This window comes from Halomonas sp. MCCC 1A13316 (assembly GCF_014931605.1).
Lineage (GTDB): Bacteria > Pseudomonadota > Gammaproteobacteria > Pseudomonadales > Halomonadaceae > Halomonas.
Genome location: NZ_CP053382.1, coordinates 1,455,825 through 1,468,346 on the forward strand (window position 1 = coordinate 1,455,825; position 12,522 = coordinate 1,468,346).

A 12,522-nucleotide genomic window follows, 5' to 3' on the forward strand; every position below is an offset into this window, starting at 1 on the left:
GCTGAGTGGCATAGGATGAATCGGCCCGGGAAATTGCCCGGGCCGATTCGTTTGTGCCCGAACGATTTCAGAACGTGTAGCTGACTCCCACTACGGCGACCGGGTAAACGGGCCACTCATTGGCTTCGTCCTCGAGCCGCTGCTCCTCCTGGCGGATCTCCCAGCGCAGCTGGGCCGACAGGGGGGTGTCCAGGTTTTCGACACCGCTCGAGGTTCTCAAGGAAACCTCGGGGTCGGTGGGGATGATTCCGACTTCGGCGAAGACCCCTAAACCGCTGCGATGCGCCTGACGCCAGCCGAGGCCGGCATACGGCTGCACGCCATCGACCAGGGTCGCCTTGCCATGCAAGGTGCCGAGCGCATCGGTCGGGTAGCCCTGGTAGGTCGCGTTACGCGGGTGGCCCACGACGTCGGCATCGATATCCGGCAGCATGAGGCCGGCGCTGAGGAAGAAAGCGCTGGTGAAGGGATAATAGTCCAACGTCAACTTGCTTGCCGACAGGTTAACGTCGCCGTCATAGTTGACGTCCTTGGTGCTGTAGTCGTTGCTCCAGTCCAGTCCGCCGGTATAGCGGGCTGAGACGCCAAGACGTTCGCTGAAGCGCCACGCGAGGTCGGCGCCCGCGCCGGTGGTACCGGCAACGGCACCCAGGGTCATACGGTTGTCTTGAGCATACACCTGAGTCGTGCCCAGCAAGCACAGGGTGGCGATCATGCCGGTGGCCGTCATCCTTTTCATCGACTTACTCCTCGGTTTGCCATCGTTCGCGGTGGTGCGCCGCCTCGTTGAGTTAGCCAGTATGTCGGCAGCTTGAACCGATTGAAGTTTTCTTTTGTTGCCATAGCCTGGCGCGATTGGCGGCCGTTGGGGGCGGAACTACCTTGTCAATCGAAGCCCAAGAATCAAGAGCGCCGGGTCAAGGCGGCTTGCTGAGTACGCAAGGAAGGATGGATCCATACGGCTACAGGAGTAAGAGCATGGCGAACAACCCCCACACCACGCCCAACAGCGGTGCGCCCAACGACACCGACTTCAAGACCAACGAGCAAAGCAAGTCGGAGAATCTTGAGAAGTACCGTAGCGATGCCACGGGCCACGACTTGCGCACCAATCACGGCACGCGCATTGCCGACAACCACAACTCGCTGAAGGCGGGAGAGCGAGGGCCGACGCTACTCGAGGATTTCGTCTTTCGCGAGAAGCTCAACCACTTCGACAACGAGCGCATTCCAGAGCGTATCGTACATGCCCGCGGGGCCGCGGCCCACGGCTACTTCCAGCCCTACGACAATGCCGCCCAGTACTCCAAGGCAAGCCTGTTTCAGGACCACGGTAAGAAGACGCCGGTCTTCGTGCGCTTCTCCACGGTTCAGGGTTCGCGCGGCTCCAACGACACCGTGCGTGACGTACGCGGCTTCGCCACCAAGTTCTATACCGACGAGGGAAATTGGGATCTGGTCGGCAACGACATGCCGGTGTTCTTCATCCAGGATGCGATCAAGTTTCCCGACTTCGTTCATGCGGTGAAGCCCGAACCGCACAACGAGATTCCCCAGGGCCAGTCGGCCCACGACACCTTCTGGGATTTCGTCTCGCTGATGCCGGAGTCGACCCACATGGTGCTGTGGACCATGTCCGATCGGGCCTTCCCGCGCCATTACCGCAACATGGAAGGCTTCGGCGTGCACACCTTCCGCCTGATCGATAAACAGGGCAGGTCGCGCTTCGTGAAATTCCACTGGAAGCCGCTGGCGGGTACCTGCTCGCTGATCTGGGACGAGGCGCAGAAGCTATGGGGCCGTGATCCCGACTTCAATCGGCGCATGATGTGGGAAGATATCGAGAACGGCGACTTCCTCGAGTACGAATTCGGCATCCAGGTCGTCGAGGAGGAGGACGAGCACAAGTTTGACTTCGACCTTCTCGACCCCACCAAGATCATTCCCGAGGAGCAGGTGCCGGTCACGCCCATCGGCAAGATGGTACTCAACCGTAATCCGGACAACTATTTCGCCGAAACCGAGCAGGTCGCCTTCAATCCGGCCCACGTGGTGCCGGGTATCGATTTTACCAACGATCCACTGCTGCAGGGACGACTGTTCTCTTATCTCGATACACAGATGCTGCGCCTGGGCGGGCCCAACTTCAACGAACTTCCCATCAACCAGCCGGTGTGCCCGTTCCACAACAACCAGCGCGATGCCATGCATCGCCAAACCATCAACAAGGGTCAAGCCTCCTACGAGCCCAACTCGATCGACGGCGGCTGGCCCAGCGAGACACCGGCAGCGCCCGAGAACGGTGGCTTCGAGTCCCACTACGAGCGTATCGATGCGCACAAGATTCGTGCCCGCAGCCCCTCGTTCGGCGACCACTACTCCCAAGCCACGCTGTTCTGGAACAGCCAGACCGATGTGGAGAAGGAGCACATCATCGCCGCCTATACCTTCGAGCTCTCCAAGGTGCAGCGGCCGTGGATCCGCGAGCGCATGATCAAGGAGATTCTGCCCAACATCGACCTCGAGCTAGCGCGCCGGGTCGGTGAGAATCACGGCATCGAAGCGCCGACGGAGAAGCCGGCAGCTCCCGAGGAGCTGGGCCGGATTTCACAGCTGGAGTCGCCGGCACTGAGCCTGATGGCACGCCTGCCGGGCAACATCCAGTATCGCAAGGTGGCGATCCTGGCGGCCGACGGCGTCGATGGCGACCAGATCGAGGCGCTCAAGAAGAAGCTCGAGGCCGAAGGTGCACAGGGCCTGGTGATCGCGCCGAGCATGGCACCGGTCAAGGCCGCGGGTGGAAAGAGCGTGACGCCCGACGCCATGCTCAACGGCATGCCCTCGGTGGCGGTGGACGCGGTAGTGGTGCCCGGCGGCACTGACAGCGTGGAAGCGCTGGCCCAGTCGGGACAGGGCCGTTACTACGTGCAGGAGGCTTACAAGCATCTCAAGGCGATCGCCGCTGTGGGTGAGGGCAAGTTGCTGCTGGACGCAGCGGACGTGCCTACCGGCGAAGAGGGCGTGCTGACAGGCGCCGCGGTGGACGATGTGTTTGCCCCGCTACGGGATGCGATGGGGCAGCATCGGGTGTGGGCGAGAGACCCGAAGGCCAACGATATGCCGGCCTGACAAATGCCTGCGCGAGCGAATCACTGCGTTGCGCGGTGCTCGGAATCCTCACATATACCCCATATGCTCCGGTTCCTGTGCTCCGTGCGCCTTGTGCTTCATCTCGCTCGGCGATTTGTTCAACACTTCCAGCGCTGAATATGATGCTAACGAGAACGCCCGCCGGCATCGACTGCCGGCGGGCGTGTGTCGCTGCAAGGAATGTCAGGCGGTAGCCTGGCTACCGACCAGTTCCTTGAGCGCGGCCTCGACGATATCCAGGCCTTCCTCGAGGATCTCGTCCTCGATGGTAACCGGCATCAGGAAGCGGATGGTGTTGCCGTAGAGGCCGCAGGAGAGCAGGATCAATCCCTTCTCGCGGGCCTTCTTGCACAGCGCGGCGGCCAGGTCGGCGTCAGGCGTGTGCTTGGCCTTGTCTGATACCAGGTCGATGGCGGCCATGGAGCCCATGTTGCGAGCATTGTCGACGCAGTCGAAGTCGCTTTGCCATTGGCCGAAGCGCTTGGCCAGCTTGTCGCCGAGTGCCAGGCTTTTCTCGAGAATTTTCTCCTCCTCGAACACGTCGAGTACGGCCAGTGTCGCGGCGCAGGAGAGCGGGTTGCCGGTATAGGTGCCGCCCAGCGAGTTGGCACCCGAAGCATCCATTACCCGGTCGGTCCCCACCACGGCGGAGATCGGCATGCCGTCGGCCATGCTCTTGGCCATGGTGATGATGTCCGGCTCGACGCCACTGTGTTCTATGGCGAACAGCTTCCCGGTGCGACCGAAACCCGACTGCACTTCGTCGACGATCATCAGCATGCCGTGCTCGTCGCAGATCTCGCGAATCGCCTTGAGGAAGCTGGTCGGAGCGGGGTAGAAGCCACCCTCGCCGAGGACCGGCTCGAGTACGATGGCGGCAGTGTCGCGGGGGTTGGCGTCGGTCTTGATCGCCATCTTCAGGCCGCGCAGCGCCTCGTCTTCGCTGACGCCGTGGTAGGGCACGGGGTAAGGGGCGCGGAAGACGTTGCCCGGCATGGTGCCGAAGTCGGTCGCGTAGGGCGCGACCTTGCCGTTCATGGCCATGGTCATGAAGGTACGGCCATGGTAGCCGCCATCGAAGCAGATCACGTTGTTCTTGCCGGTGGCGGCGCGGGCGATCTTCACTGCGTTCTCGAGTGCCTCGGCGCCCGAGTTGGCCAGCATCACCTTGGCGTGACCACGTACGGGGGTAACCTGGCTCAGGCGCTCGGCGACCTTCACGTAGCCCTCGTAGGGCATCACGGTCTGGCAGGTATGCATTACCTTGTCGAGCTGCGCCTTCACCGCTTCGACCACCTTGGGATGGCGATGGCCGATATTGAGCACGCCGATGCCGCCGGCAAAGTCGATGATGCGGTTGCCGTCAGCGTCCCAGATCAGCGCGTTCTCGGCGCGATCGGCAAACTGGGTGGCGGGGCTGGCGGCGCCATTGGCGACGTAGCGTTGCTTGAGTTCGTTAAGCTGTGCGTTATTCATCTAGCCTCCCTCATGCGAGAACGTTGCGGGCGATCAAAGGCCGCCGACACAGACGTATTTTAGTTCAGTAAATTCATCCAGGCCGTGGTGTGAACCCTCGCGGCCCAGGCCCGACTCCTTGACGCCACCAAAGGGCGCAAGTTCGGTGGAAAGAATCCCTTCGTTGACGGCCACCATGCCATACTCCAGGCCCTCCATCACATGCCAGATTCGGCGATAGTCGCGAGCGTAGAAGTAGGCCGCCAGGCCGAACTCGGTGGCGTTGGCCATGGCGATGGCCTGCTCGTCGGTATCGAAGCGAAATACGGGCGCCAGCGGGCCGAAGGTTTCCTCGCGTGCCACGCGCATCTCATCGGTGACGTCGGCGATCACCGTGGGCTGGAAGAAGGTGCCCCCGAGTGCGTGGGGCTCGCCGCCGCATACCAATCTGCCGCCCTTGGCCAGGGCATCGGCAATGTGGGATTGCACCTTTTCCACCGCAGCCGCATTGATCAGCGGCCCTTGGATCACACCCTCGTCGAGACCATTGCCCACCTGGAGCTTGCCGACCCGGGCGGCCAGTTTCTCGACGAAGGCATCGTAAATGCCCGATTGCACCAGCAGACGGTTGGTACACACGCAGGTCTGGCCCGAATTACGGTACTTCGAGGCCACTGCACCCTCGATGGCGGCGTCCAGGTCGGCGTCGTCGAAGACGATGAAGGGCGCATTGCCACCGAGCTCCAGGGAGGCCTTCTTGACCGTGCCGGCGCATTGCGCGAGCAGGCGCTTGCCCACCGGCGTGGAGCCGGTGAAGGAGACCTTGCGCACCCGCGGATCGGTGGTCAGCACCTCGCCGATCTCGGCGGGACGGCTCGCCGTGATCACGTTGAGCACGCCGCTGGGGAAGCCTACCTGCTCGGCCAGCCTGGCCAGGGCCAGGGCTGTCAGCGGCGTGGCCTCGGCGGACTTGATCACCACCGGGCAACCGGCGGCCAGTGCCGGAGCGCACTTGCGCGTGATCATCGCCAACGGGAAGTTCCATGGGGTGATGGCCGCCACCACACCGATCGGCTCGCGGAAGACCAGGATGCGCTTGTCGGCGCCATGGCTGGGCAAGGTTTCGCCAGCCATGCGCTTGGCCTCTTCGGCATAGAACTCGACGAACGATGCCCCATAGGCAACTTCGCCGCGGGATTCCGCCAGGGGCTTGCCTTGCTCGAGTGTCATCAGGCGGGCCAGCGATTCCTGGTGGGCCATGATGGCATCGAACCAGGCGCGCAACAGGGCCGCACGCTGCTTGGCAGGCTGGCGGCGCCATGCCGGCCAGGCCGCTTCCGCCGCCGCCACGGCATCACGCGCATCGTCCGCGGTAAGGTCCGGCACGCTGGCCAGGATTTTGCCGCTGGCAGGGTCGGTCACGTCGAAGCGGCGCTCGGCGTCGCGCCACCGGCCGTCGATGAAGGCCTTGTTGGTGAAGATGTCGGCAGGGAGTGACATGGAAACTCCATATGTTGATTATCTTGTTTGTCGAGTGTGCATTATTTAAAACGTTTCGCCAAGACTCCATCAAACGGGCCGTCAAGTTTTTTTAGCCGTCCACAGCCATCGGCGTGCGCCGCGCTTTCCGCTACACTAGGCGCCGATTTCCCTAGTGTGGCAGTGCTGCACTTTTATCTCTGCTGGTTGAACGTCGAGGTGAGACTTGGTCGATCCCCTTTACGCCTGGTGGGCTCAGCAACTGGTCCTGTGCGACTGGGCCTTCGAGCCTGAACCCAACACGATCGAGGCTAAGGCGGCCAGTGCCAGGTTACAGGCGCTGGGCGTGAACGATCGCGGAGAGTTGGGCTGGCGTCTGATCGAGGCCTTCGGCACCGGCACCGCCGATCCTGCGCGCCTGCTGTCGACACTAGAGCTGCTCGCCCTGGCCGGGTCGGCCAGTTGGCTAAGCGAGCCACGCTTGCGTAGCTGGCTGGTGCGCCTGACTGATGAGATCACACGTCTCTACCCAAACCTGGGAAGCTGGCTCGAGGCGCTGCGGCATGCCAAGAGTGCCGAGGGTTGGGTACGCGGTGACGATAGCTTCTGGGAAGCCTGCGAGGCCTTGGCGGTCCTCGAGCGTGACGGCGAGGGCATTACCTGGGACACCCTGACCGAATGGGTCGCCAAGCAGCGCAAGGACCGCACGCTCACGCTCTGGCCAGATGCCCCGCAGGCTAGTGCCTGGCGTCTGAGAGCGGCTTTCTCCCCGGTGGTGGAAGAGCCGCCTGGTGAGTTGGATTGTCCCGATGCGAAGGATTGGCTATGGCGCCACTGGCAGGTCGAAGACCGCACCGGGCTGATCCAGAGCCTGCTGTGGCTGGCTGGCTATGGCCACCGGCAGGGCTGGGACCTGGATGCCTCTCGCTTGCTGGCGGCACCGGATGACGAGCGGCAAGCGTGGCTCGAGGGGCTCACCAATGCCGAGCGTGATTTTGGCCGGGTGTTACTTGACCTGGTTGAACGCGGCGAACCGCTGGAGTGGGCCGCCTGGGATTGGTTGCGGCTGATCGACCTGGCCTGGGCCGGTGCTTGTGCCGGCTGGCTCGACGTAACAGAAGCCCGGGATTTTGCCACCCATGGTGCCGACCTGATACTTCGTCGCTACAGCGACTGGTCGGCGCTGGCACGAGCCTATCAGCGGGGCTGTAGCCTGTTCGAGGGACATGATCGACTGGCTGACATGCAGCGTGACTGGAGCCTGCTGCTCAACTCTCCCGTCAGCCCCTGGCGGGCACCGCTGCAACAGTTGCTGAGCGAGGAAGAGCGGGAGACGTCGCGGCACTCCATCATGGCCTGGCGGCGTTCGCCACGCCATTGGGTACTGGCATTGGCCTCGGTGCGCGAGCCGGAGTTCGGTATGCGCCAAGGGCCGGCCGGGCCGGTCGCCGTCGAGCGGCGCTCCGATGCCCTGCGTTACCTCGACGAGACCTTGGGGCTACACCCCGATGAAGGCGCGGATGCGCTGACGCGTTACTGGTTGCCGGCCCAGGCCCATCACCTCAATCAGTTGGCGGCCGATGCCGCCCATGGTGCCTTGCCCGCGGCCGACACCCCGTTCGGACGGCCCGAGGCCGAAGACTTGGGCAGCCTCGCGGCGCTGAAGCAGGGCAGCCGCCATGCGGCGACCATCCACATGGCCGAGAAGTACGCCTTCTATCTGCAGATGGCGATGGACAGCGAGGCGTTCGATGCCGAGGCGCTGAATGCGCTGGCTGAGGCACTACGTGGCACCCTGTGTCGTTTCTACCCCGATGCCCGCCGTCTACTCGAGGCCTGGACCCAGTGGGAGCGCCTGTTGCCGGAAGGGGAGCATCCGCCACTGCTCAACGAGATCCGCTGGCACCTGGACGATCCGGGTAGCCCGTTTCATTGGCTCGATTGGCATTCGGCACAGTGGCAAGAGCCCGGCCCGCGTCCGACCCTGTCGCGCTTCACCGCCATGGCCTTGGTGGGACCGCTCAACAATGCTGCCTGGAGCGAACCGCATGTCGAGAGCGAACGGGAAGCAGTTTCGATCAAGGAGTGGATAGACGGGCACTATGGGCTGCATGGCCAAGCCGAGCTCAGCGAATTTCTCGATTTTCTGCTCGAAGCGGGCGACCGGCAGGAGTACCAGATCAACTACGCGCCCTATACGCTCAATGCTCAGCGACTGGCCTCGGAAATCGCCATGTTGGAAACCGGTGAGTGCAGTGAGGAGGATCGCACCCATCTGTTGCGCTTGCAGCGCGTGCGAGACAATACCGATGGCTGCAACGAGTTGGACATGACCGCATGGGATGTCGCCCAGGCGGTAGACCTTGCCATCGCCGGTCGTCAGCTTGGCTGGCTGGATGGCGCTGCCTTCAGCGCCATGCTGGAACGCGCCCATGCGCTGGCAGCCGAACATTACGGAAGTTGGGAGGAGTACGCCCGGGGCCTCTTTGCGGGGTTCTCCTTCTTTATGGGCGAGACGCCCGAGCGCGAGGGCTTCCTCGGCGGGTTTCGCCAGGCACTGGTCGCATGGCTGTCCGGGGCGCCGCCGCTGGCCGGCTCCTGGGCGAGCCTGGATTTCCCCGGGGCCAGACCGCGTCATTGGGCGCCTATGCATATCGACACGCTACCGGGCGACATGAAAACGCTACATTAGGACTCGCCCTGGTCTGGAAGGGTGGTTTATAGTCAGCTGGTTTAATGGCATGGCTCCCAATGTGGGGCCTTCGTGCAGAAATGAACGTGAGCCGGCGCAAGGCCGCTCTGGCAGTGGTACGGGCAAAGGAAAGGCCAGGCACCACTGCCACAGCGATCCTCTCGGGTGTGTCAGGTAGGGCTTGTTTGCTCGACCGGGGCATGCGTGCGGCTCAGGGAATGAGGACTTCGCAAGTATGGTGGCCACGGGATCGAGTCGTATTGCTATGCTTGTTGTGTCGCTGGCGTCGCTGTCCGGGTGTGCTGGATCACCGAATTCGACGTTGGAAGCTCCGGACGACTACTTTGCACGGCAGCTGCCTGGCATGTCGTCTTCCTACAGCCCGCAGATGTCCCCGGTGGACAATCCCATCTTGAGCGTGAACAGCCTGCACAATCCACCGCCCGAGCTGGTCCGTGAAGCGCTGTTGGCTCAGCACGAGCGCTGGGCCGGGACGCCCTATCGGCTCGGCGGTACCGGCCGAGGCGGGATCGACTGCTCGGCGCTGGTGCAGAACGTATTCAGTGAGACCTTCCGTCTCGAACTACCGCGCTCCACCAGCGAGCAGGTCCAGCAGGGCACGCCGATCTCCCGCGACGAGCTGCAGGTGGGCGATCTGGTTTTCTTCCGCCCGCCGGGTCGCTACGACCATGTCGGCATCTATGTCGGCGACGGTTATTTTCTTCACGCCTCTACCTCCCAGGGCGTGATGCTCTCCGAGCTCGACAACATCTATTGGCAGCGCCACTACTGGCAGGCCCGCCGGACCCTGGAGCCGACGACCCTGGCGCAGCGAGTCGTCAACCCCGAAGGCTGAGGCCAAGCCGGCCCGACCGGACAGGCTGCCAGAGCCCAGACAGGCTTCCGCACGAAAGCCGGCGCTTGATTCTCACAAGACGTCACGATGCGCGATGGCATACTCCACGAAGGCGCTCTCCGCTCGCGACAGATAGGCGCCCTGGACCCAGGCCAGCGACAGGTCGAGCCAGGCCGGGGTATCGAAGGAGACGCCGACCAGTTCCGGCTCGTCCACCACTCGGCGCAGGAAGGTGGTAATGCCGAAGCCTTGGCGGACGATGGCCTTGGTCAGCGGTATCAGGTTCGACTGGAAGGCGATGTCGGCGGCAAGGCCGGTTCGGCGCGAGAGCGCGTCGACGAATTCACGATGGAAGTAACCCTCCTGGAACAGCACCAGCGGCTCCTGAAAGAACTCCGAAGCGCTCACGCGGCTTCGCTGCGCGAAGGAGTGTGAGCGCGGCACGCAAACCACCATCTCTTCACGGGTCAGGTGCCGCCGTTCCATGTGGCGACTCTGCTCGTCATTGATCACCACGCCGAGATCCAGCTCGCCGCCGGCAATCATGGCCTGCAGCCGCCGCGCGCCGGCCTCGACCACGGTCAAGCGAATTCCCGGGTGCTGTGCCTTGAAACCCATCAACAGTGGCGGGAAATAGTAGGAACCGAGCATCGAGGGGATGCCGATGCGTACCTCGCCTTTGACCAGTCCGTGAAGCTCGCGCATGGCCAAGTGGGTGGCCTCGGCGCGCTCGAGCAGCTCCCGCGCGTGAGCATGGAGCGCTTGGCCCTCCGGCGTCAGGGCGATACGCCTCTCGTGACGATGAAACAGGGTCAACTCCAGATGGCGCTCGAGATTGGCGATGGTCTGGCTGACGGCGGACTGGGCCACATGGAGCTCGCGGGCGGCGGCACTGAAGCCGGCCCGGTCGGCCACCGTGACGAAGACACGCAGGGTGCGCAGATCGAAGGGCAGGGCCATGTGAAATATCCATAAGCCAAGTAGATGGAGATCATCTTTTTATGCTGTTTGGCTTATCGTACTGCATGGCCGATCATGGCTGACAGCTTTTCCGCGCAGGTATACCCATGATTGTCGCTCGTTCTCCTGCCTGGTGGCGTGCCACACTGGCGCTCTGTCTCGGCTCTATCCTGGTATTTATCAATCTCTATGCGCCGCAGCCGCTGTTACCCGACCTGCGTCAGGCTTACGGCGTTTCGACGCTGGGCATCAGCCTGGTCATGTCGGTGGCTACCCTGTCGCTTGCCGGAGCGCTGCTGGTTTTCGGCCCGCTATCGGACGCCATAGGCCGAGGTGGCATCATGCGCGTTACGTTGTTGCTGGTCGGGCTCTGTTCGCTGGCGCTGGCCTACGCCCCCACCTTCGAGACGCTGCTGGCGCTGCGTCTGGTACAAGGCTTCCTGCTCGGCGGGCTGCCCGCGGTGGCTATCGCCTGGATGGGCGACGAGTTCGAACGCCCGGCGCTGATGGCGGCCGTGGGGCTCTACATTGGGGCCAATACCTTGGGCGGCATTGGTGGTCGGCTTATCGGTGGCGGCATCGGCGAGATCGGTGGGGCCAGCGCCGGTTTCCTGGCGGTGGGTCTGGTAACACTGATCGGCGTGGCGCTGTTCTGGAGGTTGCTGCCTCCGCCGCGTCAATTTACGCCGCGTCGCTTCGAGCTGCGTGGTGCGCTGGCGGACCTGGGCGGCCACCTGCGCCATCCGCTGCTGCTGGCTGCCTACCTGCTCGGCGGCATCAACTTTTTGATCTTCATCAACCAGTACAGCTACATCACCTTCCGCCTGGCCGAAGAGCCGTTCGGGTTGGGCGCACGCTGGCTGGGCATGATCTTTCTGACCTACCTGGGCGGTACCCTGAGCTCAGCGCTCTCCGGCCGACTGACGCGCTACCTCAGCCAACCGGCCTGCATGGCGCTGGGCGTGCTCATTCTCATGTGCGGCACCTTCGTCACGCTGGCGGATTCCCTGGCCTGGATCATCACCGGGCTGACCATCAACGCGGTAGGCTTCTTCCTGGCTCACTCGATGGCCTCGAGCTGGGTCAGCCGCCAGGCACAGCGAGCACGGGGCAGCGCCTCGGCGCTCTACCTGGTCTTCTATTATCTGGGCGCCAGCCTCGGCAGCATCTGGCTGGAGCCGTTCTGGCAGCGAGGCGGTTGGCTCGGTGTTGCCATCGGTTCCTGGCTGCTGCTTGGCGCCACTCTCTCGATTGCACTGTGGCTGTGGCGCGGTGAACGCTACGCCGGACAGGCGTCACTGGCTCCCTAGCCCCCCGCTTCATTCCCCCACACCTCCTCGAGGCGCTCCTGGCGACCGCAGGCCGACTTGTAGAAGTTGTAGCGCACCGGGTTCTTGCGATAGTAGTCCTGGTGATAGCCCTCGGCGGGGTAGAACGCCTCGAAATCGCTGATCTCGGTGGCGATCTCCCTGTCGAAGCGCTCGCTGAGCTCGTCACGTGTGGCTTCGGCCAGCTCGCGCTCTTCTGCGCTGGCGGTGTAGATCACGCTGCGGTAACTCTCGCCCTCGTCGCAAAACTGGCGATCGACGGCGAAGGGGTCGACGTTGCGCCAGAACACATGCAACAGCGTGGCGTAGTCGACCGCCGCGGGATCGTACTCCACTTGCACTACTTCGACATGTCCGGTTCCGCCATCGACGACCTGTTCGTAGCTGGGGTTCTCGACGTGGCCGCCGCTGTACCCCGAGGTGGTCGAGACGACACCTTCCACCTTGTCGAAAGCCTCCTCGACACACCAGAAGCAGCCGCCACCAAAGACGGCGCTGGCCGTTTCCTCGCTGGCCACGGCCATGCCGAAGGGCGACGCCAGTATCAGCCCACACAGCAAGACATTTCGGATCCTGAGCATGACGGGTTTCCTCGTTTCACT

General features: G+C 63.4%; 9 protein-coding genes. 4 read left to right on the forward strand and 5 right to left on the reverse strand.

Annotated features, from left to right (window positions below; translation table 11 throughout):
- Positions 1-67: 67 nt before the first annotated feature.
- Complete coding sequence (locus HNO52_RS06830; RefSeq protein WP_232090626.1) at positions 68-739, reverse strand: hypothetical protein; 672 nt, start codon at positions 737-739, stop codon at positions 68-70.
- A gap of 239 nt (positions 740-978) precedes the next feature.
- Between HNO52_RS06830 and katE the strand changes: the two genes are divergently transcribed.
- Entirely contained in the window at positions 979-3,129 is a 2,151-nt protein-coding gene (katE, locus tag HNO52_RS06835) for a catalase HPII (RefSeq protein WP_197568418.1), read from the forward strand.
- A gap of 204 nt (positions 3,130-3,333) precedes the next feature.
- Here the strand turns inward: katE and gabT are convergent, their stop codons facing one another.
- Together gabT and HNO52_RS06845 are read right to left on the reverse strand one after the other, a co-directional pair.
- A complete protein-coding gene (gabT, locus tag HNO52_RS06840; protein ID WP_197568419.1) occupies positions 3,334-4,626 on the reverse strand; it encodes a 4-aminobutyrate--2-oxoglutarate transaminase in 1,293 nt (430 codons plus the stop codon).
- A gap of 33 nt (positions 4,627-4,659) precedes the next feature.
- Entirely contained in the window at positions 4,660-6,105 is a 1,446-nt protein-coding gene (locus tag HNO52_RS06845) for an NAD-dependent succinate-semialdehyde dehydrogenase (RefSeq protein WP_197568420.1), read from the reverse strand.
- 205 nt (positions 6,106-6,310) lie between these two features.
- Between HNO52_RS06845 and HNO52_RS06850 the strand changes: the two genes are divergently transcribed.
- Entirely contained in the window at positions 6,311-8,776 is a 2,466-nt protein-coding gene (locus HNO52_RS06850; protein WP_197568421.1) for a DUF1266 domain-containing protein, read from the forward strand.
- 364 nt (positions 8,777-9,140) lie between these two features.
- On the forward strand, positions 9,141-9,632 hold the full coding sequence (locus HNO52_RS06855; RefSeq protein ID WP_442907132.1) for a C40 family peptidase: 492 nt from the start codon (positions 9,141-9,143) through the stop codon (positions 9,630-9,632).
- A gap of 72 nt (positions 9,633-9,704) precedes the next feature.
- Here the strand turns inward: HNO52_RS06855 and HNO52_RS06860 are convergent, their stop codons facing one another.
- Positions 9,705-10,592 carry a LysR family transcriptional regulator gene (locus HNO52_RS06860; protein WP_197568423.1) on the reverse strand — a complete coding sequence of 296 codons (888 nt, stop codon included), beginning with the start codon at positions 10,590-10,592 and terminating at the stop codon, positions 9,705-9,707.
- Positions 10,593-10,699: 107 nt separating this feature from the next.
- Here HNO52_RS06860 and HNO52_RS06865 point away from each other — a divergent pair, with 107 nt between their 5' ends.
- The gene (locus HNO52_RS06865; RefSeq protein WP_197568424.1) at positions 10,700-11,902 is read left to right on the forward strand and encodes an MFS transporter; all 1,203 of its coding nucleotides are present in this window, start codon (positions 10,700-10,702) and stop codon (positions 11,900-11,902) included.
- Here HNO52_RS06865 and msrA read toward each other — a convergent pair.
- Positions 11,899-12,501, reverse strand: a complete 603-nt coding sequence (gene msrA / locus HNO52_RS06870) for a peptide-methionine (S)-S-oxide reductase MsrA (protein WP_197568425.1) — start codon at positions 12,499-12,501, stop codon at positions 11,899-11,901. The genes HNO52_RS06865 and msrA overlap by 4 nt on opposite strands.
- Positions 12,502-12,522 lie beyond the last annotated feature (21 nt).

Excerpts from the sequence above, each read along its gene's own strand:
- HNO52_RS06860 (WP_197568423.1), bottom strand. The coding sequence starts at position 10,592 with ATGGCCCTGCCCTTCGATCTGCGCACCCTGCGTGTCTTCGTCACGGTG.
- HNO52_RS06830 (WP_232090626.1), bottom strand. The coding sequence starts at position 739 with ATGAAAAGGATGACGGCCACCGGCATGATCGCCACCCTGTGCTTGCTG.
- HNO52_RS06865 (WP_197568424.1), top strand. The coding sequence starts at position 10,700 with ATGATTGTCGCTCGTTCTCCTGCCTGGTGGCGTGCCACACTGGCGCTC.
- HNO52_RS06855 (WP_442907132.1), top strand. The coding sequence starts at position 9,141 with ATGTCGTCTTCCTACAGCCCGCAGATGTCCCCGGTGGACAATCCCATC.
- HNO52_RS06845 (WP_197568420.1), bottom strand. The coding sequence starts at position 6,105 with ATGTCACTCCCTGCCGACATCTTCACCAACAAGGCCTTCATCGACGGC.
- katE (WP_197568418.1), top strand. The coding sequence starts at position 979 with ATGGCGAACAACCCCCACACCACGCCCAACAGCGGTGCGCCCAACGAC.
- gabT (WP_197568419.1), bottom strand. The coding sequence starts at position 4,626 with ATGAATAACGCACAGCTTAACGAACTCAAGCAACGCTACGTCGCCAAT.
- msrA (WP_197568425.1), bottom strand. The coding sequence starts at position 12,501 with ATGCTCAGGATCCGAAATGTCTTGCTGTGTGGGCTGATACTGGCGTCG.